This window comes from Lentzea flaviverrucosa (assembly GCF_003350445.1).
In the GTDB taxonomy this organism is placed as follows: domain Bacteria; phylum Actinomycetota; class Actinomycetes; order Mycobacteriales; family Pseudonocardiaceae; genus Lentzea; species Lentzea californiensis.
Window position 1 is genome coordinate 728189 of the sequence record NZ_QQAU01000002.1, and the last position, 23529, is coordinate 751717.

The following is a 23529-nucleotide window of genomic DNA, read 5'->3' on the forward strand; positions in this document are numbered from 1 at the left end:
TAACGATGCAGTCAGTGTGTCAGGAACAATCGAGGTGTGGAAAAGGCTGACCTGAAGCGCCTGATCGCGGAGCGGTATCAGTTGCTGCACGTGCTCGGTCAAGGCTCCATGGGCACGGTGTGGGCCGCCCGTGACGAGGTGCTGGGCAGGCAGGTCGCCGTGAAGGGCATCCTGCACACCCCGGGCATGCCCGACGTCGAGGCCGCGCAGCTGCGCGAACGGACCATGCGCGAGGCGCGTGCCGTCGCCGCGCTGTCCCACCCGAACCTCGTGACGCTCTACGACGTCGTCCAGCACGACGGCGACCCGTACGTGGTGATGGAACTGGTGCCGTCGCGCAGTCTCGGCGAGGTGCTGCAGGAACAGGGCTGCCTCACCGAGAAGCAGGGTGCGGCGGTGCTGGACGCGATCGCGGCGGCGCTGGAGTCGGCGCACCGGGCCGGCATCACGCATCGGGACGTGAAGCCCGGCAACGTGCTCATCGCCGACGACGGGCGGGTCAAGCTCACCGACTTCGGCATCGCTCGCAACGTCGCCGAGGCCACGATGACCGCGCGCGGCATCACGCTCGGCACTCCCGCCTACATCGCGCCCGAGGTGGCGCAGGGCGGTGACGTGTCGGCGGCCGCGGACAGGTGGTCGCTGGGCGCGACGATGTGGGCCGCGATGGCAGGCGAGCCGCCGTACGTGGGCAAGAACGTCATGCAGACGATCAACGCGGTGATCAACGGCGACGTGCCGGTACCGGCCGGTGCCGGCCGGCTCGCGCCGGTGATCAGCGGGTTGATGCGCAAGGAGCCGACCGAACGACTGTCGCTCGTCGACGTCCGCAAGCAGGTCTACCAGTTGCTGCCGGAGCCCGGCACGGACGCGTTCGAGGTGCGTGCGGCGGTGCAGCCGCCGATCGTCGTGCGGCCCAAGCCCAAGATCGAACCGGACGCGCCTCTCGCCGACGACCCCGGCCCGCTGCCGTTCCTCGTCACGAAGCCGCTCGGTCCCCCGCGGCGGCGAGGTCGGTTGACCTCGGCGTTGGTGCTGGTCGTGGCCGTGCTGCTGTTCGTGGCGGGGTCCGGCGGAGGCTTCGCGCTGATCAGGTTCGTCGCGGGTGCCTCGCTGCTGCCGCCGGCCGAGCAGACGCTGCCCACCCTGCCGACCCTGCCGACGTCGGCGACGCTGCAGCCCCGCACCGCCTCCGCCGTGCTGGCGAACGGCGACCAGGGCGGCAAGTTCACGCTGCACGTCGAGCAGAGCTGGTCGGCCTACGCCGAGCAACGGTCGGCCGACCAGCGGCTGCCGGCCTCGGCGATGGTGCACTTCGTGTCCGGGAGCGGCGCGTACGAGGTGACGGTGCAGCGGTTCCCCGAGTACTACCCGAAGCGCGACATCAAGGTGTACGTCGCCGGGGTGCAGGGGCGCTGGCCCGGCAGGTTCTTCGGTGGCGAGATGGCGCCGACGCCGGACCTGGCGGGGCCGCACAGCGAGGCCAGCGTCCAGTTCATCTACCGGACGGTCGAGGGCGACGAGCCCAACGCGCTGCGGAGGTCGCACTTCTCGCGCGTGCTGCCCTACGGCAACGACCTGTGGGTGGTCGAGGTCGTGGTGCCGACCGAGCAGGAGGACGAGGCGCGCGTGCGGCTGTTCGACGCGATCGCCTCGACGTTCGCCCCGGTGTGAGCCGTCTCCCCGGACAGACCTCCAGGACACGGCTTAAGCTCTCGCGGTGACTGCAGAAGAGCTGGCCGGCAAGGCCGCGGAAGAGATCCAGAGCCGCACCGGCAACACGAAGCACGACATCGCCATCGTGCTCGGCTCCGGCTGGCGACCCGCCGCCGACGTGATCGGCGAGCCGGTCACCGAGATTCCGGTGGGCGAGCTGACGGGCTTCGAGGCGCCGACCGCGCTCGGCCACGGCGGCACCATCCGTTCCGTCGAGGTCGGCGGCAAGAAGGTCCTCGTCGTCCTCGGCCGCACCCACGGCTACGAGGGCAAGGGCGTCCAGAAGGTCGTGCACGCCGTGCGCGCCGTCGCCGCCGCGGGCGTCTCCTCGGTCGTGCTGACCAACGCGGCCGGTGGCCTGCGGCAGGGCATGTCCGTCGGGCAGCCGGTGCTGATCTCCGACCACCTGAACCTGACGGCGGTGTCGCCGCTGGTCGGCGCGCGGTTCGTCGACCTCACGGACCTGTACTCGCCGCGGCTGCGCAAGGTCGCGCAGGAGATCGACCCGTCGCTCGAAGAGGGCGTGTACGCGGGGCTTCCCGGCCCGCACTTCGAAACGCCCGCCGAGATCCGGATGCTGCGCACGATGGGCGCGGACCTGGTCGGCATGTCGACCGTGCACGAGGCGATCGCCGCGCGTGCCGAGGGCGTCGAGGTGTTCGGCCTGTCGCTGGTCACGAACCTCGCGGCGGGCATCACCGGTGAGCCGCTGAACCACCAGGAGGTGCTGGAGGCCGGCGCCGCCGCCGCTCAGCGCATGGGCACGCTGCTGCGTGAGCTGGTGGACCGGGCATGAGCCTGACGCCGGCACTGCGTGACGCGACGTTCCGGTGGATCGCCGACGACCCGTCCGACGCGACCCGCGCCGAGTTGCAGGGCGTGCTGGCGCGGGCGATGGGCGGCGACCCCGCCGCGGTGGAGGACCTCCTGGACCGCATGGCCGGTCCGCTGACGTTCGGCACCGCCGGACTGCGCGGGCCGGTGCGGGCGGGCACGAACGGCATGAACGTGGCCACGGTCGTCCGCACGACGGCCGGCCTGGCGTCGTGGCTCGGCACACCGGGCCTGGTGTTCGTCGGACGCGACGCGCGGCACGGCTCGGAGGAGTTCGCCACCGCCGCCGCCGAGGTGATGGCGGCGGCCGGCTTCGACGTGCGGGTGCTGCCGGGTCCGTTGCCCACGCCGGTGCTGGCGTACCTGGTGCGCGCACATGGTGCGGTGGCGGGGATCCAGATCACCGCGTCGCACAACCCGCCCGCGGACAACGGGTACAAGCTCTACCTGACCGGTGGTTCGCAGATCGTGCCGCCATCGGACGGTGAGATCGAAAAGGCGATCGAGGCGGTGCCGGCCGCGGTCTCCGTGCCGCGCAACACCTCGTACACCACGGTCTCGGACGCCGACGTCGACGCGTACCTGGAGCGGGTCTCGTCGTTGCCGAGCGGGAACTCCCGTTCGCTGAAGATCGCGCTGACGCCGATGCACGGTGTGGGTGGCGCGTTCGCCGTGGAAGCGTTGCGGCGCGCGGGTTTCACCGACGTGCACGTGGTGCGGTCGCAGGCGGTGCCGGACCCGGACTTCCCGACCGTGGTGTTCCCGAACCCGGAGGAGCCGGGCGCGTCCGACGAGCTGCTTTCCCTTGCGGCGTCGGTGAACGCGGACCTGGCCATCGCGCTGGACCCGGACGCGGACCGGTGCGCGCTGGGTGTCAACGACGGCGGGACGTGGCGGATGCTGCGCGGCGACGAGACGGGCGTGCTGCTCGGCTCGCTCGTGCTGTCGACCACCGACTCCACGGATCCGTTGGTGGCGACGACGATCGTGTCGTCGTCGCTGCTGAAGTCGATCGCGGCCGCGCACGGTGCCCGGTACGCGGAGACGCTGACGGGCTTCAAGTGGCTGGCGCGCGCGGGTGAGGGCCTGGTGTTCGCCTACGAGGAAGCGCTGGGCAACTGCGTCGATCCCACGCACGTCGCGGACAAGGACGGCATCTCGGCCGCCGTCGTCGCCGCTGACCTGGCCGCCGGCCTGAAGGCGTCCGGCCGCACGTTGCTGGACGCACTGGACCAACTCGCGGCGGACCACGGCCTGCACCTGACCGACCAGGTCTCCCTGCGGTACACCGATCTGAGCCTGATCGGCGCGACGATGGCACGGCTGCGCGCCGACCCTCCGGCGGACTTCGCGTCCGAGGACCTGCTGCCCGGCGCGGACGTGCTGCGCTGGACGGCGGACGGCGTGCGCGTGATCGTCCGCCCGTCCGGCACCGAGCCGAAGCTCAAGGCGTACCTGGAGGTCGTCGAGCCGGTCACGGACGGACTGGAGTCCGCCCGTGCGGCAGGCCGGGCCCGGTTGACCGCGCTGCGGGAACGGGTGACAGGACTCGTCAGCTAGCTGACGTCATCAGCGCGACCGTCAAGGCGAGCGCGGCGAGCACGAAACCCCCGCCGGCCACGAAGTAGGCCCTTCTGGTCGGCGGGGCCACCGCGTTGCGGCGCCCCTCGGTGACCGCCGCGACGGCGATCCGCCCGAAGATGTACGAGATCGTGCAAAGCCCCACGCCGAGTCCGAGCAACATCGTGTTGATGTCCCACGGGCTGTGGTCGAACCCCGGCCAAAGCGACGCGAACAGAGGCCCGAACCCGATCATCCCGATGCCGACCGCGAGGCCGAAACCCCAGGTGATGCGGCGCTGACGAGGACTGGTGTGCATTAGGGCGGTGGTCTTCATGGTCCCTCCTGTGTACACCCTTCAAGACGCGCTTCCGGCTGCGGGGTTCCGTTTGCCCATCAACAGGAACCCCTGCGGACCGCCTTCGTCCACGCCCTTCTGACGTTGCAGCCGTGCCACTTCGTTGAACCCGGCCTCGGTCGCGTTCGTCACGATCTCGTCGACGTCGTGCCAGTGGACGTGGAGGTCGACGTCGTGGCCGTAGGCGTGGGTGAGGTGCCCCTTCCGGTCACCCAGTTTGAAGGCGTGCAGCAGGTACCCGCCAGGCTTGACGACCCGGTGCAACTCCCGCCACGGCACCTCGCTCGCCGGCATGTGGACCGTGGAGTACCAGACGACGGCGCCGCCGAGGCTGTCGTCCGCGAGGTCCAGCCCGGTCATGTCCCCCTGGGTGAACGTGAGGTGCGGGTACAGCTTTCTCGCCTGGTCGAGCATGCCGTCGGACAGGTCGACACCGAACACGTCGAGGCCCAGTTCGTGCAGGTGCTGCGTGATGCGGCCGGTACCGCAGCCGATGTCGCCCACGGGGCCATCGGTGAGCTCGGCGAACGCGCGCATGAACGCGGCGTCGAGCGGGCGGCCGTCGTGCGCGTCCGGGATGAGCTGGGCGTAGCTGGCGGCAACGATGTCGTAGGAGGCTCGGGTCATGGTCATCTATGTTGCCGTCCATGGACTACACGCGGCGTGATCTCGCGCAGGCGGTGCTCGACGCGCACCCCGACAGCCAGCGCGGCCTCGACATGTTCCGGGGTGGGTTCAGCGAGGACATGAAGAAGCACCAGGTCCGAGTCCGCGACGGCCTGTTCAAGGCCTTCGGCGTCGACCCCGGGGCTCACGCCGCGCTGAACATGATGCTGCGGGCCACGCTCCAGTCGAACGCGGCGATCAGAGGGCCGATGAGCACCTTCGGCGAAGCCGGCCTGCTCATCCGCAAGCTGGAAGGCACCGGAGTCCTCGACAAGGTGAAGGAGATCGGGGCGCTGAACACGATGTCGCGGAAGGCGCACCTGGACATCATCGACGAGCTGATCGGCCTCATGGGTCCCAGCGTGGACGTGGTGACCTCAGCGGACCTGAAGGCGATCGGCGTGGACGACACCCCGCCGAACAACCAGGACTACGAGATGGACTACTGATGGCTCGGCTGCTGCTCGTCCACCACACGCCGTCACCCGCCCTCCAGGCGATGTTCGAGGCCGTGGTCGCCGGCGCGTCCACCCCCGAGATCGAGGGCGTCGAACTCGTGCGCAGGGCCGCGTTGTCCACAACCGCTGTGGATGTCCTGGAGGCCGACGGCTACCTGCTGGGCACGCCCGCGAACCTCGGTTACATGAGCGGTGCGTTGAAGCACTTCTTCGACACCATCTACTACCCATGTCTCGACTCCACGCGTGGCAGGTCGTTCGGGCTTTATGTGCACGGCAACAACGACACGACCGGAGCGGTGCGCAGCGTGGAGACCGCCACGACCGGGTTGGGCTGGGAGAAGGCGGCGCAGCACGTGGTCGTCACCGGCGAGCCGTCGAAGGCGGAACTGGAGGCGTGCTGGGAGCTCGGGGCCACCGTCGCGGCCCAGTTGTCCACATGAACCCGGGGTTGTCCACAGCCTGTTGTCCCCAACCTGTGGACAACCCTGGGGATATGTTCGAACGTATGTTCTAGCGGCCGATCGAGCTCATGTCGGGATACCGGTCCCCGGCCACGGCGGACGCTGGCACAGCGGCCTCGATGGCGGCCAAGTCGGCTTCCGACAGCTCCAGGGCAGCCGCCGCGACGTTCTCCTCCAGGTACTTGATCCGCTTGGTCCCCGGGATCGGCACGACGTCCGCGCCGCGGTGCTGGACCCAGGCCAGTGCGAGCTGACCGGCGGTCACGCCGCGTGCCTCGGCCAGGGCGCGGAGCTCGGCGACCATCTTCAGGTTCGCGTCGAGGTTCGCGCCGGAGAAGCGCGGGTTCACGGACCGGAAGTCGCCCTCGCCGAAGTCGGCGGACGACGCGAACCGGCCGGTCAGCACGCCACGGCCCAGCGGCGAGTACGGCACGAGGCCGATGCCCAGCTCACGGGCGGTGGGCACGATCTCGGCCTCGATGTCGCGCGACCACAGCGACCACTCGCTCTGCAGAGCGGTGATCGGATGCACGGCGTGGGCGCGGCGCAGCGTCTGGGCGCCCGCCTCGGACAGGCCGAGGAACCGCACCTTGCCCTCGGTGACCAGCTCGGCCATCGCGCCGACGGTCTCCTCGATGGGCGTGTCCGCCGGCACCCGGTGCAGGTAGTACAGGTCGATCACGTCGGTGCCGAGCCTCTTGAGAGACCCCTCTACCGAGGACCGCACGTACTCGCGGTCGCCACGAACGCCGCGACGTTCGCCTTCACGCACGATGCCGAACTTCGTGGCCAGCACGACGTCGGAACGGCGGCCCGCGATCGCGCGGCCCACCAGTTCCTCGTTCAGGTGCGGCCCGTACATGTCGGCCGTGTCGAGCAGCGTGACGCCGAGCTCCAGGGCCCGGTGGATCACCGCGACGGACTCCGCCTCGTCACCGGCGCCGTAGAACTCCGACATTCCCATGCAGCCGAGGCCCTGCGGCCCGACCTGCAACGATCCCAATGAACGGCTCACGCCGTCGCCTCCAAGTCACGCTCGACCACCGCGTAGTGGTCGATCTTGTAGTCGAGCACCTCGAGGCACGTCTGCAGTTCCGCGATGCGGGCGCGGACGTCGCTGCGGTGCTCGACGAGGATCTGCTTGCGACGGCCTGCGGTCAGGTCGCCGTGGTGCCTGAGCTGCGCGAACTCGCGCATCATGCGGATCGGCATGCCGGTCGTGCGCAGGCGCGTCACGAAGGCCAGCCAGCCGAGGTCTTCCTCCGAGTAGCTGCGACGCCCGCCCGAGTCCCGTGCGGGCGGGTCGACGAGCCCGATTCGTTCGTAGTAGCGCAAGGTGTCGATGGACAACCCACTGCGCTGCGCGGCTTGGGCTATCGAGTAACTCACGGGCTCGACGCTATGACCTGGAGTGCACTCTAGGTCAAGCGGAATCCTTCGAGATGCCCCACGCTTCGAGGTGGCCGGCCATCTCCGGCAGGTCGATCTTGTCGCGGCCGAGGGAGCGGACGAGGTCCAGCGCGTCGTCCTCGTCGGCGTCGATCCAGTAGCCGTTGATGTCGCACATCGTGACGGCGGCGACCCAGGCGAGCCGCCAGTTGCCCTCGACGAGAGGGCGGGTTCGGACGATCGAGTCGAGCAGGGCGGAGGACTTCAGCCACAGCGTGTCGTAAGCCTCCACGCCGAGCACGGTCGCGCGGGGACGGTAGGCCGCAGTGTCCAGCAGGCCGATGTCCCTGACGAGGAGATCGCCACCGGTCACGGCCGTGGCCAGCACTAAGAGGTCCCCGGCGTCGAGGTAGGAGATCACGGCATCCAGTTGATCACAGAGGTCTGACAGTTTCAGGAAGATCCGAGCCTATCCAAAAGACCTCGGTACTTGGGCAGGACTCGCCCGAGCACCTCGCCGAGCTTCTCCTCCTGCTGCATGCGCTGGTAACGGTCCGCGATCGCCAGCCGCACGACCTCCTGCTTCGAGCGCCCCTCGGACTGCGCCAACTCGGCGAGCCGCAGGTTCTCCTCCTCGGTCAACCTCAAGGTCATCGCCATGGAGGGACGGTATCAACCTGATACCACTCAGGCCAGCGGCCGATAGGATTGCGTGATGCCCAGGCCCAAGACCCACGACGACGCTCTGCGACGGCGGCTGCTCGAACGGGCGGGCGAGTTGCTCAGCACCGAGGGCCCCGCCGCGGTGAGCCTGCGCAAGATCGCCACCGACGTCAACACCTCGACGACGGCGGTCTATTCCCTCTTCGGCGGAAAACCAGCGCTGCTCGAGGCGCTCTACGAGGAGGCGTTCACCCAGTTCGGCACGAGCCTCGCGGCGGTCCCGGTCACGGACGACCCCGCGGAGGACCTGCTGCAGATCGGGCTCGCGTACCGGCGCAGCGCGCTGCAGGACCCGCAGTTCTACTCGGTGCTCTACTCGAAGGTCGTCGAGCACACGTCGGAGATGAGCCGCGCGGCGGGCAGGACGTTCGCGCCGGTGATCAACGCGGTGCGGCGCGCGGTGGAGCAGGGGGTCTACCTCGCGGAGGACCCCGAGCAGATCGCGATGTCCATGTGGGGCATCGCGCACGGCCTGGTGAGCCTGGAGCTCAACGGGAACCTGCCGCCCGGCGTCGACGCGGCCGCAACCTACGAACTGGCGTTGCGCGCACACGGCAGGGGCTGGCGCACGGATACCGGGAAAACCCTTTGAACACCACGGAATCCGGGGAGGCGGCCGCCGCGAAACCTCCCCGGACCCGCTGAACTGTCCGGTTAGGACAGTCCGTCTCGGTGGTGCGGCCTTACTTGAGGGCTCCGTCGAGCGCCTTGATCAGTTCGCCGTTGGCGGTGTCGCCGTCGAGCGACCAGATCATCGCGCCGCCGAGCCTGCGGTCGTTGATGTAGCGGGCCTTCCGCTTCATCTCGGTCGCGTCGTCGTAGGTCCACCAGGTCTTGCCGTCGTAGATCCACGCGAAGCCGGCCTTCTCGTCGCGGTAGACCTTGTACGCGTTGCCGGGCTCGGAGAGCTTCGCCTTGATGCGGTGGAAGTCCTCGTAGCCGGCCTCGTACTTGGCGGGCGCCGGCACACCGGTGCCGAACAGGCCGTTGCGCGTGCCGGGGGCGACGCCGTCCCAGCCGCGGCCGTAGAACGGCACGCCGAGCACGGCCTTCGACCGCGGGGCACCGCGTGAAAGCCACGCGTTGACCGTCACCTCGGTGCTGAACTCGAACTCCGACGGGTCACCCTTGGGCACCCGCAGCGCGGACTGCTGGTTCGCCGGGGCGTCCCAGGCACCGTGGTAGTCGTAGCCCTGCAGGGTGCCGAAAGTGAGGTAGCAGAACACCTTCGAGACCTCGAAGCCCGCGTCGACCTGCTTGGGGTCGGCCGGCAGGAACGCGGTCAGGTCGCGGTTCCAGCCCATCTGCCTGCGGTACTCGGCGAGCAGCTTGGTGAAGTTCTGCTTGTCCTCGGGGCGCACGACGTTGGGCGGAGCCATGTTGCCGTTGCTGCCGGGCCACTCCCAGTCGAGGTCGATGCCGTCGAAGACGCCCTTCGCGGCACCTTCCGGCAGACCGGGCAGGTTGCCCTTGATCCACATGTCGGTGCACGACTTGACGTGCGCGGCACGCGACTCGGCCGTCAGCGCGGCGTTCGAGAAGTAGCGCGACCCCGTCCAGCCGCCCAGCGAGATGTTGATCCTCAGCTTGGGGTACTTGGCCTTGAGCTGCTTGAGCTGGTTCAGGTTGCCCGCCAGGACCTGACCGGCCTCGTCCGCCTTGCCGTTCACGGACTGCTCCGCGGTGTGCGGCATCTGCCAGTCGGCCCACGGGTCGGCGCTGACGCACTTGCCCGCCTCGTCGAGGAAACCGAAGGCGTAGTTCAGGTGCGTGAGCCGCGCGGCGGCCCCGCTGTCCACGAGGTTCTTGACCCGGAAGTTCCGGTCGTACACGCCCCACTGGATGAAGTACCCGACGGTGCGGGTCTTCGAGTAACCGTGGTGCCCATTGGTCTCGACGTCGGCGTTCGCGGGCGCAACGGCCAGCGACGCGGACAGGGCGCCGACCGCGAGAGCGGCGACACCCCATCTCCGTCTGGACATGAGTCTCCTAGTTCGTTCGCGGCAGCGGCGATGTGGTCCACAGCACGATAGGCCTGAGGTCTAGACCACTGCTACGTCCGATCGGAGGTATGTCCTAAACCGCCCCGTACAGACGGTCACCGGCATCGCCCAGCCCGGGCACGATGAAGCCGGAGTCGTTCAACCGCTCGTCGACCGAGGCCGTGACGAGACGGCACGGGAGCTTCGAGTCCTCGAGGTGGTTGATCCCCTCGGGCGCCGCGAGCACGCAGATCGCCGTCACGTCGGTCGCGCCGCGCTGGGTCAGCAGGCGGATCGTGTACTCCATCGAACCGCCGGTGGCGAGCATCGGGTCGAGCACGAACACCGGGCGTCCGGCGAGGTTCTCCGGCAACGACTCCATGTACGGCGTCGGCTGCAACGTCTCCTCGTCGCGTGCCAGGCCGACGAACCCCATCTGGGCGTCCGGGATCAGCTTGTGCGCCTGGTCCGCCATGCCCAGCCCCGCCCGCAGCACGGGGACGAGCAACGGCGGGTTTGCGAGCTTGTAGCCGGTGGTACGAGCTACCGGGGTGTGCGTGCGGTCTTCCTTCAGCGGCGCCTCGCGCGTCGCTTCGTAGACCAGCATCACGGTCAGTTCCTGCAGCGCGGCACGGAATGCGGCATTGTCCGTGCGCGCGTCACGCATCGTTGTGAGTCTCGCCTTGGCGAGTGGATGATCGACGACCAGGACGTCCATGCTCGACACCGTAACCGCTGGGAGGAGCTAGGGGTGTTCGAAGAGATCTACCGCGAGGCACGGCAGCGCGTCGTCGGCCTGACGATGGGCCTGAGCGCAGAGGAGCTGGGACGATCCGTCCCCGCCTGTCCTGAGTGGACCGTGCACCAGGTGGTCGCGCACCTGTCCGGCGAGGCGTCGGATCTGGTCAGCGGCCGCATGGAGGGCGCGCCGTCGGATGAGTGGACGGCGCGGCACGTCGCCGAGCGCGAGAACGTCCCGGTGGAGGAGTTGCTGGAGCAGTGGAACGCCTTGGGCGACAAGATCGGGGAGATGCCGCGCATCCCGTTCCAGCTGGCGATGGACGCCATCACGCACGAGGCCGACCTGCGCGCGGCGCTCGGCCGCGAACGCCTGCCGGACGCCGTGTGGCAGCCGACCCTGGTGTGGATGGCCCCGCGCAGGCTGACCGGCGTGACCGTGAAGACCGGGTTCGGCGACCTCGGCAACGGCCCGATCACGCTGGAGGTCGACGGGTACGAGCTGTGGCGCGCGTTCTTCGGGCGCCGCTCGCGCCGCCAGATGGAGTCGTGGAACTGGTCGGACCCGTCGCCGATCGAGAAGATCCCGTTCTTCCCGGCACGAGAGACCGACCTTGTGGAGTAAACGCCGTTAACTGAAGAGGTGTAGGGTCGGCCGCGTGACAGACCACGTGCGCATCGGAGTGCTGGGCGCGGCCAGGATCGCGCCGTCCGCCGTCGTCCGCCCGGCCCGCTCCTCGACGGTCGCGGAGGTGGTGGCGGTCGCCGCGCGATCGGCCGCCAAGGCCAAGGCGTTCGCCGACAAGCACGGCATCGCACGTGTGCACGACTCGTACGAGGACCTCCTGGCGGACCCGGCGGTCGACGCCGTCTACAACCCGCTGCCCAACGGCCTGCACGGCAAGTGGACGCTGGCAGCGCTGGAGGCGGGCAAGCACGTGCTGTGCGAGAAGCCGTTCACCGCCAACGCCGACGAGGCCGCGACCGTCGCCGAGGCCGCCGACGCGTCCGGCCTGGTGGTGATGGAGGCGTTCCACTACCGCTACCACCCGCTGGCGATCCGCGTCGCCGAGATCGCGCGCTCCGGCGTGCTCGGCCCGTTGCGGCACGTCGAGGCCTCGGTCTGCTTCCCGCTGCCGATGTTCTCCGACATCCGTTACGACTACTCGCTCGCGGGCGGCGCGATGATGGACGCCGGCTGCTACGCCGTGCACATGGCACGGCTGCTGGGCGGTGAAGAACCCGAGGTGCGGTCGGCGAAAGCGTTGCTGCGCGGGCCTTCCATCGACCGCGCGATGCGCGCCTCGCTGCGTTTCCCCTCCGGCCACACGGGTTCCGTGCACGCCTCGCTGTGGTCGTCGACGGCGCTCAAGCTGTCGATGAAGGCGATCGGCGAGAACGGCACGTTGAGCGTCTTCAACCCGCTCGGCCCGCACCTGGCACACCGCTTGTCGTTGAAGCTCAAGGACAAGAAGTCGACGGAGACGTTCGGCAGGCGCACGACGTACGCGTACCAGCTCGACGCGTTCACCGACGCCGTGCTGCACGGCAAGCCGTTCCCGACGACCGCGGACGACGCGGTGAAGAACATGACGGTGATCGACTCGATCTACCGGGCAGCCGGGCTGCCGCTGCGCCGGCCGACTCCCTGACGAGGTCACGAACCGATTCCGATGACCACCTGATCAGGGGGCAGCACAACCCGATCCGGGAGTACAGAACCAGCCGGGTGACTCCGAAAAGTCTCTATAGCCAGTTGAGACGCGGAGGTACGAACGGTGACGATCGAACAGCGGCCCGTCCAGCAGTGGTGTGAATCCCCGCTGGTCATCCTGGGTGTTTCGGGATCACTCGCCGTGTTGATCGGTGTGCTGCCACTGATGTGGGGCTTCAACCCGGCCATCGCGACGGCGCTCGCCGCGCTCTTGGTGGTGGCGTTCGCGATCACTGTGAAGTTCGCACCGAACCGCAAGTGAGAGCTTTAGACTCGATCGGGTGAGCGACGAGCTGGTACCCGCTGACCAGAGCCATATGCGTGCCTCGGACGCGGACCGGGAACGGATCGCGCAGGTGCTGCACCAGGCGACCGCGGAGGGCCGCCTGGACATCCACGAGCTGGACGAGCGGCTCGTGGCCGTCTACGCCGCGAAGACGTACGGCGAACTCGTCCCCATCACCGCCGATCTGGTGATGAGCGGCCTGCCGCAGACCCCCGCCGTGCCGCAGTACCAGCCCGTGAGCAACCGCATCGGCGGCGAGCCGGGCAGCGCGGTGTCGGTGGCGTTCTGGTCGGGCGTCAACCGCAAGGGCGGCTGGGTCGTCCCGCGCATGCACAACGCCGTCGCGATCATGGGCGGCATCGAGATCGACCTGACCCACGCGAACTTCGCCGAGGCCGAGGTGACGATCAGCTGCTTCGCGTTCTGGGGCGGCGTGGAGATCCGGGTGCCCGACGACATCAACGTCAAGGTCGACGGGTTCGGGTTCATGGGCGCGTTCGAGGAGCAGCTGCCGAGCCGCCGCCACATCCCCGGCGCGCCGACCGTGCGGATCACCGGACTGGCGATCATGGGCGCCGTCGAGGTGAAGGGGCCCAAGAAAAAGAAGAAGGGCATCCTGCGCGAGCTGCTCGAGTGATGAAGGTCGCCGACCTCCTCGAGCTCGCGGGGTTCGCGGGCGCCTCGATCACGTTCAAGATCGACGGGGAACGCGCCACCCACCGGTGGACCGTGCTGATCACGTACGAGGACCTGGACTTCCGGTATCGGCGTGACGTCGACCGCACTGTGTTTTGAACGAGTAGGCAGTACAGGCAGGGTGTTGCCCAAGCGAGCGCCGGGGCGCCTTCACGGCGCCCCCGCAACTCGTTCACTGAGCGCTACGAGGAACTGGGTCACCGAAGTGCGATCGTTCTCGTCGGCGGCGAGGCGCCGGGGGCGTGATTGCCCTCGTCGGCGGGGTGGCGAACAGACCGTCAGAGCGGCCTCCATCACAGCCTGACCTGGGCGAACCTCGTCACTTAGGACGGGCGTCCCATTCCGCTTAGACTCCAGGACATGGCTGCTCCAACGACACTGCCGTCGGCCCTGGCTGACGCCGTGCGCGACGAATCGTCGCTGCGGCGTTTCCTGCACGGGCTCCCCGGCGTCGACCAGGTCGGCGTCGAGCAACGAGCCGCGGGCCTCGGCACGCGGAGCATCAAGAAGGCCTCCAAGCTGCACGCCATCGACCTGGCGATCAGCATGGTCGACCTCACCACGCTCGAAGGCGCGGACACGCACGGCAAGGTGCGCTCGCTCGCCGCGAAGGCCCGCAGGCCCGACCCCGACCGGCCCGACGTGCCGAAGGTCGCGGCCGTCTGCGTGTACCCGGACATGGTGAAGACGGCGGCCGACGACCTGGTGGGCACGGGCATCAACGTCGCCAGTGTCGCGACCGCGTTCCCCAGTGGCCGCAGCACGATGGACATCAAGCTGGCCGACACCCGGTTCGCCGTCGAGCAGGGCGCGGCCGAGGTCGACATGGTGATCGACCGCGGCGCTTTCCTCAGCGGCCGGTACGGGCAGGTGTTCGAGGAGATCGTCAAGATCAAGGAAGCCTGCGGCGACGCGCACCTCAAGGTCATCCTCGAGACCGGCGAGCTCGTGACGTACGACAACGTGCGCCGCGCGTCGTGGCTCGCGCTGCTGGCCGGTGGCGACTTCATCAAGACGTCGACCGGCAAGGTGCAGCCCGCCGCGACGCTGCCGGTGACGCACGTGATGCTGCAGGCCGTGCGGGACTGGAAGGACCAGACGGGTGAGCTGCGCGGGGTGAAGCCCGCCGGTGGCATCCGGACGACCAAGGACGCGATCAAGTACCTGGTGGCCGTGCACGAGGTGGCCGGTCCGGAGTGGCTCGACCCGCACCTGTTCCGGTTCGGCGCGTCGACGTTGCTCAACGACCTGCTCATGCAGCGTCGGACCCAGTTGGACGGCCACTACAGCGGCCCGGACTACGTGACGGTGGACTGAAGACATGTGGGAATACGCCCCCGCGCCCGAGTCGCGGGACATCGCGAACCTCAAGCCCTCGTACAAGATGTTCGTCGACGGCAAGTTCGTCGAGGGCACCGGCGAGCCGCTCAAGACCATCAACCCCGCCACCGAGGAGGTGCTCGCGGAGGTCTCGACGGCGAGCGAGTCCGATGTGGACACCGCGGTCAAGGCCGCGCGCAGGGCCTACGACCGCGTGTGGTCGAAGATGCCCGGATCCGAGCGGGCCAAGTACATCTACCGGATCGCGCGGCAGATCCAGGAACGCGGCCGTGAGCTCGCGGTGCTGGAGTCGCTCGACAACGGCAAGCCGATCAAGGAGTCGCGCGACGTCGACGTCCCGACGGCGGCCTCGCACTTCTTCTACCACGCGGGCTGGGCGGACAAGCTCGGCTACGCGGGCTACGGGCCGGACCCGAAGCCGCTGGGCGTCGCGGGCCAGGTGATCCCGTGGAACTTCCCGCTGCTGATGGCGGCGTGGAAGATCGCGCCGGCGCTGGCGTGCGGCAACACCGTCGTGCTCAAGCCCGCCGAGACCACCCCGCTCACGGCGCTGGTGCTCGCGGACATCATCCAGCAGTGCGACCTGCCGCCGGGCGTCGTCAACATCATCCCTGGTGCCGGTGACGTCGGTGCCGCGCTCGTGGGCCATGAAGACGTCGACAAGGTCGCCTTCACCGGCTCGACCGACATCGGCAAGATCATCCAGGGGCAGCTCGCGGGCACGTCGAAGAAGCTCACGCTGGAACTGGGCGGCAAGGCCGCGAACATCGTGTTCGACGACGCCCCGCTCGACCAGGCCGTCGAGGGCATCGTCAACGGCATCTTCTTCAACCAGGGCCACGTCTGCTGCGCCGGGTCCCGCCTCCTCGTGCAGGAGTCCATCGCCGACGAGCTGGTCGAGAAGCTGCACGCGCGCGTCAGCACGCTCAGGGTCGGCGACCCGCTGGACAAGAACACCGACGTCGGCGCGATCAACTCCCGCGAGCAGCTCATCAAGATCAAGGAGCTGACCGAGTCGGGCGAGGCCGAGGGCGCGACCCGCTGGACGTCGGAGTGCCCGTTGCCGGACAAGGGTTTCTTCTTCGCCCCGACCGTCTTCTCCGGGGTGTCGCAGGCGATGCGCATCGCCCGCGAGGAGATCTTCGGCCCGGTCCTGTCCGTCCTGACCTTCCGCACGCCGGAAGAGGCCGTGGCCAAGGCGAACAACACGCCGTACGGCCTGTCCGCCGGTGTCTGGACCGAGAAGGGCTCGCGCATTCTCTGGATGGCACAACGCATGCGCGCCGGCGTCGTCTGGTCCAACACGTTCAACCGCTTCGACCCGACCGCCCCGTTCGGCGGTTACCAGGAGTCGGGCTTCGGCCGTGAGGGCGGCCGCACCGGTCTGGAGGCCTACCTCGATGTCTGATCGCATCACGGTCGCGAAGACCTACAAGCTCTACATCGGCGGCAAGTTCCCGCGCTCCGAGTCGGGCCGCAGCTACCCGGTGACGGACGCGAAGGGCACGTTCCTCGCGAACGCCGCCCACGGCTCCCGCAAGGACGCGCGCGACGCGGTCTCCGCCGCCCGCAAGGCCTTCGCGGGCTGGTCCGGCACCACGGCCTACAACCGGGGCCAGGTCCTGTACCGCGTGGCCGAGGTCCTCGAAGGCCGCCGCGAGCAGTTCATCGCGGAGGTCGCCACCTCGGAGGGCGTCGCGGCGAAGAAGGCGCAGTCCCTCGTGGACACCGCCATCGACCGCTGGGTCTGGTACGCGGGCTGGACCGACAAGATCGCGGCCGTGCTGGGTTCCTCGAACCCGGTGGCGGGCCCGTACTTCTCGTTCTCCACCCCGGAACCGACGGGCGTGGTCGCGGTGCTGGCGCCGCAGCAGTCGTCGTTGCTGGGCCTGATCTCGGTGATCGCACCGGTGATCGCGTCGGGCAACACCTGCGTGGTCATCACCTCGCAGGACCGCCCGCTCCCCGCCATCACGCTGTCCGAGGTGCTGGCCACGAGTGACGTGCCCGGTGGCGTTGTCAACATCATCACCGGCCGCACGGCGGAGATCGCCCCGTGGCTCGCCTCGCACGGCGACGTGAACGCGCTGGACCTGACCGGTGCGCCGGAGTCGATCCGCGCGGACCTGGAGCGGGCGGCGGCGGGCACCGTGAAGCGCGTGCTGCGCAACAAGCCCAGCGAGGACTTCGCGGTCACGCCGGACATGTCCCGCCTGCGCGCGTTCCTGGAGACGAAGACGGTCTGGCACCCGATGGGCGTCTAGACCCTCACTCGGCGGCGTAGGCCTTGTCCTGCGCCGCCAGCTCCTCCCCCAGGATCCTGACGGCCTTCGGCCCGACGCCGTGGATCTGCAGCAGCGTCTTCGCCGACACCTTCGTCAGCGACTCGTACGTCGTGTAGCCGTTCGCGACCAGTTCCCGGTTGGCGACCTTGCCGATGGCGCGCGGGAACTCGGATCCCGGCTGCTCGCTCACGAGTTCACCAGCCCCGCCCGCCACGCCCACGAGGCGATCCCGACGCGGTTGCGCACGTTCAGCTTGGTCTGCACGGAAGCCAGGTGGGTCTTCACCGTGGACAACGACAGGAACAGCGCGGACGCGATCTCCTGGTTGCTGAGCCCTCGTGCCACCTCCCGCACCACGTCCTGCTCGCGAGCCGTCAGCAACGACAGATCAGGCCGCTGGGCAGGCCGGGCGAAGTGCTCCAGCATCCGCACGGTGACCTGGGGCGAGATCAACGCGTTCCCGGCGGCGGCAGCGCGAACGGCCTCCACCAGCAGCGCCGGACCGGCGTCCTTGGTCAGGAACCCGGACGCCCCGTTCTCCAGCGCCGTGTGGACGTACTCGTCCAGGTCGAACGTCGTCACCACGACGACCTTCGTGGTCGGCGACAGCTTCTTGGTCACCTCGAGCCCGTCCAGCCCCGGCATGCGGATGTCCAGCAACGCCACGTCGGGGTTGTGCTCGCGGGCGGCGGTGACCGCCGCGATCCCGTCGGGGACGTCCGCGACGACGGTGATGTCCGGCTGCTTCTCCAGGATCATCCGAAACCCGACGCGGACCATCTCCTGGTCGTCGGCGATGAGAACCGAGATCACTTCTTTCCCTTCAAAAGGGGAGGAATCCGCATTCCCCCACACGCAGGCGACTCGACCGGCTTCGTAACGGTCATGTGGTTTCCGGTACGTTGTGTTTCGTGCGGACAGCGTACAAATGTCGGGCTTACCCGACTCCGGAACAGGCTGCGGTGTTCAATCGCATGTTCGGATGCGCACGCCTGGTGTGGAACAAGTCCCTGGACGAGCGAACCGCGCGTTACCGCGCTGAAGGTGTACCCACGTCGTACAGGGAAACCGACGCTGCCCTGACCTCGTGGAAACGAACCGAGGAACTTGCTTTCCTGTCGGAGGTGTCCTGTGTGCCGTTGCAGCAGACGCTGCGCCACCAGCACACCGCATTTCAGAATTTCTTCGCCGGACGCGCGCGCCGCCCCAGGTTCAAGTCCCGCCACGGCCGTCAAAGCGCGCACTACACCCGTTCGGCGTTCCGCATGCGCAATGGCGCGCTCACCCTGGCCAAGACCAGATTCCCACTCCGGTTCGCTTGGTCGTTCAACCACGTGGACTTGACAGTCCTGGCCCCGACGATGGTCGTGGTCTCTCGCGAACAGGACGGCCGCTGGTACGTCACCTTTGCCGTGGACATCGGCGCACCCGCGCCCGCCGGACCGACAGGTCACGTCATCGGGGTCGACCTCGGCTTGACGAATCTGCTCGTGACCAGCGACGGCGAGCGGAAGGCCACCCCGCAACAACTCGAGATCAAAACCAGGAACCTCGCCCGCTACCAACGCCGAATGGCGCGTTGCCTGCGCGGTAGCCGCAACCGCCTCAAAGCGAAGGTCAAAGTCGCCGCTGCCCATCGAAAAGTCTGCAACGCACGGCGAGACTTCCTGCACCGCACCACTGCGCAACTGGTGCGCGCAGCTGACACGATCGCAATCGAAGATCTTCACGTTGCGGGCATGATCCGCAACCGAAACCTCGCCCGCGCCATCTCCAACGCGGGCTGGGGCGAACTCCGGCGACAACTGGAGTACAAGTGTGAGCGAGCGGGCCGCACGTTGATCGTGATCGACCGTTGGTTCCCATCCAGCAAGAAGTGCTCTGCATGTGGACATGTGCTCGTCGAACCCACGCTTTCCACCCGGCACTGGACGTGTCCGAACTGCCGCACCCGGCACGACCGGGACCTCAACGCGGCGAAGAACATCCTTGCGGCTGGTCGAGCCGTAGCCCGGGAAGTCTCGGGCGATGCCTGCGGAGCTGATGTCAGACGGCAAGGGCTTGCCCTTCCGCTGTCGGCTGTGAAACAGGAAACCCGTGCCGCGAGGCACAGCGCGTAGCGCAATCCACCACAAGGTGGATGGGGCCCCGTCGTTCAAGCCGGGGAAAGTCAATTGTTCCCTTCCAGGGGTAGCTCGGCGAGCACCTGCCAGCCGTTCTCACGCGGGCCCGCCGAGAACAGGCCGCCGAGCAGGTCGACCCTCTCACGCATGCCCACGAGACCGTAGCCACCCTGGTTCAGCTCGTGCAGCTGACCGTCGTCGGCCACGATCACGCGCAACGCCCCGGCGGACGTCCGCGAGATCTCCACGTCGATCATGGTGGGCGAGACGGCGTGTTTGTGCACGTTGGTGAGCGACTCCTGGACCAGGCGCAACACCGAGCGGCCGAGCTCGGGGGCCACCACGTCGGGCAGGTCGATGCGCAGGCGGGTCTCGAAGCCGAGCTCGCGGGTGCGTTCGACGGCCGCGATGACGTCGGCGGCGAGGTCGGTGGTGGCCGCCTCGTTCTCGCCCTGGCGCAGCGTGCCGACGAGGCGGCGCATCGCCCCCAGTGCCTCGGTGCCCGAACGGACGATGCCGGGCAGCAGCCGGTGGGCGGCGTGCGGGTCGTCGTCGGAGACCTCCAGCGCGGCCTGGGCCTGCACGAGCATGCCCGTCACGTGGTGGGCGACGACGTCGTGGAGCTCGCGGGCCAGGGCGATGCGTTCTTCCTTCTGCGCGTCGGTGACGGCGGCGGCGATGAGGCGGCCGCTCTCCGTGTCGCGGGCGCGGAAGTACAGGCCGGTGCCGACGGCCGTGAAGCCCAGGACGAGCGAGCCGAGCATCTCGTTGTAGTTGCTGCCCGACAGCCAGTTGTCGCGGACGATGGCGGCGAAGAAGCTCACGGCGACCAGCGAGCCGACCGACCACGTGGCGGCGCGGCGGGGTTCCTCCCGCACGACGACGGCCGTGATGACCAGGCACGCGGCGGTCTCGGCGATGGTCAGGGGGCTGAGGATAGTCGGCACGTTCACGTGGAAGTACGCGATGACGAACGACGAGATGAAGATCGACAGGACCGCCACCGGGATGGTGAAGGCCCTCGACTTGAACGACGTCACGGCCGCGATGCACACCGGCACCGTCAGCAGCCACACCAGCGCCCCGGCGCTGCCGGGCTCGCCCATGATCAGAAGCTCGCCCACCATCAGCAAGGCGAGAACGGCGGCGATCGGCCATTGGCCCCGGTGACTGTCCACGGGAGACAACGGTAGGACCACCAGACCTCTCCGGCCTCGGTCATCCGGCTGATCCGGTGTGTCGTCAAGGCTGAGGTTTTACGGCTCGCCGCACGGCACCTTGAGGAACATGAATTCGGTTCTGGCCGCTCGGGGCCTGGTCAAGACCTACGGCGACGTGCACGCGCTCGCCGGGGTGGACATCGACATCAAGGCCGGGGACGTGCTGGCGGTCGTCGGTCCGTCCGGGTCCGGCAAGACGACGCTGCTGCACGTGCTGTCCGGCATCCTGCGCGCCGACGGCGGCGACGTGTTCCTCGACGGGCGTGCGATCGGCGAACTGAACGAGACGGGCCGCAGCGCGTTGCGGCGCACGGCGTTCGGGTTCGTCTTCCAGTCGGGGATGCTGGTGGCCGAACTGACCGCCGAGGAGAACGCGGCGCTGCCGATGCTGCTCGCCGGCGGGTCGCGGGAGGAGTCGCTCGGCGCGGCCAGGCTGTGGCTCTCGCGGCTCGGCTTGCAGGGCTTGGAGAAGCGGCTGCCGAGCCAGCTCTCGGGTGGGCAGGCGCAGCGCGTCGCGATCGCACGGGCCCTCGCCCACAAGCCGCGGGTGATCTTCGCGGACGAGCCGACCGGCGCCCTCGACACGCGCACCGGCCAGGAGATGATGACCGCGCTCCTGCAGGCCGCGGAGGAGACCGGCGCGGCCGTCGTCATCGTCACGCACGACAAGGCGATCGCGGACAGGGCGCTGCGCGTCGTCGAGATCCAGGACGGGCGCATCGCCCAGAGGATCAACACGGGGGTGTCCGCGTGAGGATCGCTCTCGCGGTGCTGCGCAGGGACCGCCGCAGCCAGGTCGCGACCGTGCTGGTCGCGCTCGGCGTGATGATCGCGGTGTCGCTGGTGCTGTGGCTCCTCGCCGCACCGAACGGCCTGCAGGCGCGCGCCGACCGCACGGCGTGGCGCGACGGAGCCAGCCAGGGTGACAAGGGCACCATTTCCGTTGCCGCGAGCCAGGATTCCTACGACGGCAAGCTCATCGAACGGTTCGACGTCGCCCGCACCGAACAGGGCGCCGTGCCGGTCGCGGCGGGCATCGCCAGGTTCCCGGAAGCGGGCGAGGTGCTGCTGTCGCCCGCCCTCGCCGACCTCGTGCGCACCACCCCGCCGGAGAAGCTGGGCAACCGCTTCCCCGGCAGGCAGATCGCCGAACTGGGGCCGGAAGCGCTCAAGTTCCCCGGCGAACTGGTCGCGATCGTCGGCCACGAGAAGGTCGAGAACGGCTGGCCCGCAGCGGACCTGCGCGGTGGCGCCGGCTCCTACCGCGACGACTACCACGGCATGCTCTACCTGCTCACGCGCGTCGGGCTCGTGGTGCTGGTCGTGCCATGCCTGGTGCTGGTCGCCTCGGCCGCCAGGCTGACCGCGGCGAAACGGGAACGGCGCCTCGCCGCGCTCAGGCTCGCCGGCGCCAGTCCGCGGCAGGTCGTCGTGATGACCGCCGTCGAGACCGCGATCGGCGCGGTCGTCGGCAGCGTGCTGGGCGTGGTGCTGGCACGGCCGTTCAGCCACCTCACCGCGAAGGTCCCGTGGGAAGGCGGCACGTGGTACCCCGGCGACTTCGTGCCGGAGCCCGCGGTCGTGGCGGCGGTGGCCGTGCTCGCGCCGTTGCTCGTCATCGGGGCCGCGATCACGGGGCTGCGGCGCGTGGTGAACCAGCCGCTCGCGGCGGAGGCGAAGCGCGGGGTCAGGTCGTGGCGGCTGCTGACGATCGCCGGCGCGCTGGGCGTGTTCTTCCTCGGCGTCATGTACGCGCAGCAGGCCGGCGGCGACGGCCAGTTCACCGTCGTGCTCCTCGGTCTGGGTGCGGTGGCGCTCGCGCTCGTGCTGGCGGGGCCCGTGCTGACCGCGTGGGTCGGCCGGTTCTTCGTCGGGCGGTGGCGCAGGCCGTCGACGTTGCTGGCCGGACGCAGGCTCGCCGGTGACCCGGTGGCGGCGTTCCGCGGCTCGGCGGGCGTGGTGATCGCCGTGTTCACCGGCTCGATGGCACTCACGATGCTGCCGGGGCTGGAGAGCCAGGTCCCGTACCGCGACTCGACGTGGCTGGAGAACGCGATCGTGGCGGAGCAGGTGACGCACGACGTCACGCCGTTGCGCCTGGCGCTCTCAGGGCCGATCGTCACGATGCTCGACGGCACGATCAACAGTGGCGGCAGCGGCCCGTACGTCGTCGTCGGTGAGTGCGCCGACATCGCGAAGGTGCTGACCGGTCTCCAGTGCCGGCCAGGACCCGCCGTCTACGCGCCAGGACCGTTGCAGGGCAACGAGTTCGAGTCGAGCGGCAGCAAGGACCCGGTGACCGCGCGGCTGCCGGCGAGCTACGAGACGCGGCCGTTCGAGGGCAGTGGCAGGGTGAGTGCGGTCATCGACCGCGGACTGCTGCCGTCGCTCACGGGCGAGGTGTCGATGGTCGGCGTGCCGACGACGCCGGAGAACCGCGACGCCGTGCACACCGCGCTGATCGGCACGCTGCCGGGCGTGCGGCTGGTGGACGGCGAGCAGCGGGGTCTCTTCGGCGACACGCTGATGGCGGATCTGCAGCGGGCCACGATCATCGGGCTCTCCATCGCGGCGGTGCTCGGCGGCATCGGCGCGGCGGTGTCCGCGGCCGGGTCGGTGATCGACCGCAGGCGCACTTTCGGTGCGTTGATCGCGGCAGGCACACCAATTCGTGTCCTGGCTCACGCATTGCGCCGAGAAGTGATGTTGCCGGTGTTCGCCGTCACGATCGCGGCGTGTGGTGCGGGAATTGTCGTAGGCCTCGGATTGCTCACCCTGGCACGCGGACTGGTGGGGCACGGAGAAATGCCGATCACGCCGTGGGTCATCGCCCCGGTGGGCGTCGGCGTCGCGGTCGCGCTGGTAGCGGCGCTGGCGTGCGGTCCGGTACTACGAGGCATCAGCCCGAGGGATTACGCGGCGGAGTAGCACTCGGCCGGAAGTACGAGAGTGGAACCGGCCCTCAGCGCGATGTGC

General features: G+C 69.1%; 28 protein-coding genes. 17 read left to right on the forward strand and 11 right to left on the reverse strand.

From position 1 onward, the window contains the following. The first annotated feature begins 36 nt into the window (after positions 1 to 36). From DFR72_RS09490 to DFR72_RS09500, 3 genes are read left to right on the forward strand one after another with little or no spacing between them, the layout of a single operon-like run. Complete coding sequence (locus DFR72_RS09490) at positions 37 to 1674, forward strand: serine/threonine-protein kinase (RefSeq protein WP_090067248.1); 1638 nt, start codon at positions 37 to 39, stop codon at positions 1672 to 1674. Positions 1675 to 1720: 46 nt separating this feature from the next. Further along, the gene (locus tag DFR72_RS09495) at positions 1721 to 2512 is read left to right on the forward strand and encodes a purine-nucleoside phosphorylase (protein WP_090067247.1); all 792 of its coding nucleotides are present in this window, start codon (positions 1721 to 1723) and stop codon (positions 2510 to 2512) included. Then, a complete protein-coding gene (locus DFR72_RS09500; RefSeq protein WP_090067246.1) occupies positions 2509 to 4110 on the forward strand; it encodes a phospho-sugar mutase in 1602 nt (533 codons plus the stop codon). The genes DFR72_RS09495 and DFR72_RS09500 overlap by 4 nt, the downstream gene beginning before the upstream one ends. Here the strand turns inward: DFR72_RS09500 and DFR72_RS09505 are convergent. Both DFR72_RS09505 and DFR72_RS09510 read right to left on the reverse strand, forming a co-directional pair. After that, positions 4103 to 4447, reverse strand: a complete 345-nt coding sequence (locus DFR72_RS09505; protein WP_245982700.1) for a hypothetical protein — start codon at positions 4445 to 4447, stop codon at positions 4103 to 4105. The two genes, DFR72_RS09500 and DFR72_RS09505, sit on opposite strands and share 8 nt — an antisense overlap. A gap of 21 nt (positions 4448 to 4468) precedes the next feature. After that, positions 4469 to 5095, reverse strand: a complete 627-nt coding sequence (locus DFR72_RS09510) for a class I SAM-dependent methyltransferase (RefSeq protein WP_245982701.1) — start codon at positions 5093 to 5095, stop codon at positions 4469 to 4471. A 20-nt stretch (positions 5096 to 5115) separates the two neighbouring features. On the opposite strand from DFR72_RS09510, the gene DFR72_RS09515 reads away from it, so the two are divergent. Together DFR72_RS09515 and DFR72_RS09520 are read left to right on the forward strand one after the other, a co-directional pair. Then, positions 5116 to 5583: a hypothetical protein gene (locus DFR72_RS09515; protein ID WP_143086788.1), complete on the forward strand. Its 468-nt coding sequence runs from the start codon at positions 5116 to 5118 to the stop codon at positions 5581 to 5583. Continuing rightward, positions 5583 to 6035: a flavodoxin family protein gene (locus DFR72_RS09520; protein ID WP_090067243.1), complete on the forward strand. Its 453-nt coding sequence runs from the start codon at positions 5583 to 5585 to the stop codon at positions 6033 to 6035. The genes DFR72_RS09515 and DFR72_RS09520 overlap by 1 nt, the downstream gene beginning before the upstream one ends. A 70-nt stretch (positions 6036 to 6105) precedes the next feature. On the opposite strand, the gene DFR72_RS09525 is transcribed toward DFR72_RS09520, so the two are convergent. The 4 genes from DFR72_RS09525 to DFR72_RS09540 are packed head-to-tail and all read right to left on the reverse strand — an operon-like array spanning position 6106 to position 8105. Next, positions 6106 to 7020, reverse strand: coding sequence for an aldo/keto reductase (locus tag DFR72_RS09525; RefSeq protein ID WP_090067473.1), 915 nt, complete (start codon positions 7018 to 7020; stop codon positions 6106 to 6108). Positions 7021 to 7067: 47 nt separating this feature from the next. Further along, on the reverse strand, positions 7068 to 7445 hold the full coding sequence (locus DFR72_RS09530) for a MerR family transcriptional regulator (protein ID WP_090067242.1): 378 nt from the start codon (positions 7443 to 7445) through the stop codon (positions 7068 to 7070). A 34-nt stretch (positions 7446 to 7479) separates the two neighbouring features. Beyond that, positions 7480 to 7866 (reverse strand): type II toxin-antitoxin system death-on-curing family toxin, encoded by a 387-nt coding sequence (locus tag DFR72_RS09535; protein WP_090067241.1) that lies wholly within the window; start codon positions 7864 to 7866, stop codon positions 7480 to 7482. Positions 7867 to 7898: 32 nt separating this feature from the next. After that, entirely contained in the window at positions 7899 to 8105 is a 207-nt protein-coding gene (locus tag DFR72_RS09540) for a ribbon-helix-helix protein, CopG family (RefSeq protein WP_030478506.1), read from the reverse strand. A 55-nt stretch (positions 8106 to 8160) separates the two neighbouring features. On the opposite strand from DFR72_RS09540, the gene DFR72_RS09545 reads away from it, so the two are divergent. Beyond that, the gene (locus DFR72_RS09545) at positions 8161 to 8760 is read left to right on the forward strand and encodes a TetR/AcrR family transcriptional regulator (protein WP_090067240.1); all 600 of its coding nucleotides are present in this window, start codon (positions 8161 to 8163) and stop codon (positions 8758 to 8760) included. A 91-nt stretch (positions 8761 to 8851) separates the two neighbouring features. Here the strand turns inward: DFR72_RS09545 and DFR72_RS09550 are convergent, their stop codons facing one another. Continuing rightward, positions 8852 to 10150 (reverse strand): glycoside hydrolase family 18 protein, encoded by a 1299-nt coding sequence (locus tag DFR72_RS09550; RefSeq protein WP_090067239.1) that lies wholly within the window; start codon positions 10148 to 10150, stop codon positions 8852 to 8854. Between the two features lie 94 nt (positions 10151 to 10244). Next, a complete protein-coding gene (upp, locus tag DFR72_RS09555) occupies positions 10245 to 10868 on the reverse strand; it encodes a uracil phosphoribosyltransferase (RefSeq protein WP_090067472.1) in 624 nt (207 codons plus the stop codon). 33 nt (positions 10869 to 10901) lie between these two features. Here upp and DFR72_RS09560 point away from each other — a divergent pair, with 33 nt between their 5' ends. The 8 genes from DFR72_RS09560 to DFR72_RS09590 all read left to right on the forward strand — a co-directional run bounded on the left by DFR72_RS09560 (position 10902) and on the right by DFR72_RS09590 (position 17189). Then, a complete protein-coding gene (locus tag DFR72_RS09560; RefSeq protein ID WP_170176188.1) occupies positions 10902 to 11513 on the forward strand; it encodes a maleylpyruvate isomerase N-terminal domain-containing protein in 612 nt (203 codons plus the stop codon). A gap of 34 nt (positions 11514 to 11547) precedes the next feature. Next, a complete protein-coding gene (locus tag DFR72_RS09565) occupies positions 11548 to 12540 on the forward strand; it encodes a Gfo/Idh/MocA family protein (protein ID WP_090067237.1) in 993 nt (330 codons plus the stop codon). Positions 12541 to 12666: 126 nt separating this feature from the next. Beyond that, positions 12667 to 12864 (forward strand): hypothetical protein, encoded by a 198-nt coding sequence (locus DFR72_RS09570; RefSeq protein WP_090067236.1) that lies wholly within the window; start codon positions 12667 to 12669, stop codon positions 12862 to 12864. A 19-nt stretch (positions 12865 to 12883) separates the two neighbouring features. After that, positions 12884 to 13525: a DUF1707 SHOCT-like domain-containing protein gene (locus DFR72_RS09575; RefSeq protein ID WP_245982702.1), complete on the forward strand. Its 642-nt coding sequence runs from the start codon at positions 12884 to 12886 to the stop codon at positions 13523 to 13525. Then, entirely contained in the window at positions 13525 to 13683 is a 159-nt protein-coding gene (locus DFR72_RS45410) for a hypothetical protein (RefSeq protein ID WP_170176189.1), read from the forward strand. Before DFR72_RS09575 ends, DFR72_RS45410 begins: the two co-directional genes overlap by 1 nt. 261 nt (positions 13684 to 13944) lie before the next feature. Continuing rightward, entirely contained in the window at positions 13945 to 14901 is a 957-nt protein-coding gene (gene deoC, locus DFR72_RS09580) for a deoxyribose-phosphate aldolase (RefSeq protein WP_090067234.1), read from the forward strand. A 4-nt stretch (positions 14902 to 14905) separates the two neighbouring features. After that, positions 14906 to 16333, forward strand: a complete 1428-nt coding sequence (locus DFR72_RS09585; RefSeq protein ID WP_090067233.1) for an aldehyde dehydrogenase family protein — start codon at positions 14906 to 14908, stop codon at positions 16331 to 16333. Further along, entirely contained in the window at positions 16326 to 17189 is an 864-nt protein-coding gene (locus DFR72_RS09590; protein WP_090067232.1) for an aldehyde dehydrogenase family protein, read from the forward strand. The genes DFR72_RS09585 and DFR72_RS09590 overlap by 8 nt, the downstream gene beginning before the upstream one ends. Before the next feature lie 4 nt (positions 17190 to 17193). On the opposite strand, the gene DFR72_RS09595 is transcribed toward DFR72_RS09590, so the two are convergent. Both DFR72_RS09595 and DFR72_RS09600 read right to left on the reverse strand, forming a co-directional pair. Beyond that, a complete protein-coding gene (locus DFR72_RS09595; RefSeq protein WP_090067471.1) occupies positions 17194 to 17400 on the reverse strand; it encodes a helix-hairpin-helix domain-containing protein in 207 nt (68 codons plus the stop codon). Then, entirely contained in the window at positions 17397 to 18023 is a 627-nt protein-coding gene (locus DFR72_RS09600) for a response regulator transcription factor (protein ID WP_090067231.1), read from the reverse strand. Before DFR72_RS09600 ends, DFR72_RS09595 begins: the two co-directional genes overlap by 4 nt. 98 nt (positions 18024 to 18121) lie before the next feature. Between DFR72_RS09600 and DFR72_RS09605 the strand changes: the two genes are divergently transcribed. Then, positions 18122 to 19330, forward strand: a complete 1209-nt coding sequence (locus tag DFR72_RS09605) for an RNA-guided endonuclease InsQ/TnpB family protein (RefSeq protein ID WP_090067230.1) — start codon at positions 18122 to 18124, stop codon at positions 19328 to 19330. A gap of 50 nt (positions 19331 to 19380) precedes the next feature. On the opposite strand, the gene DFR72_RS09610 is transcribed toward DFR72_RS09605, so the two are convergent. Next, complete coding sequence (locus DFR72_RS09610; RefSeq protein ID WP_090067229.1) at positions 19381 to 20511, reverse strand: sensor histidine kinase; 1131 nt, start codon at positions 20509 to 20511, stop codon at positions 19381 to 19383. A gap of 109 nt (positions 20512 to 20620) precedes the next feature. On the opposite strand from DFR72_RS09610, the gene DFR72_RS09615 reads away from it, so the two are divergent. Beyond that, complete coding sequence (locus DFR72_RS09615; protein ID WP_090067228.1) at positions 20621 to 21307, forward strand: ABC transporter ATP-binding protein; 687 nt, start codon at positions 20621 to 20623, stop codon at positions 21305 to 21307. Further along, entirely contained in the window at positions 21304 to 23481 is a 2178-nt protein-coding gene (locus DFR72_RS09620) for an FtsX-like permease family protein (protein WP_090067227.1), read from the forward strand. Before DFR72_RS09615 ends, DFR72_RS09620 begins: the two co-directional genes overlap by 4 nt. Positions 23482 to 23529 lie beyond the last annotated feature (48 nt).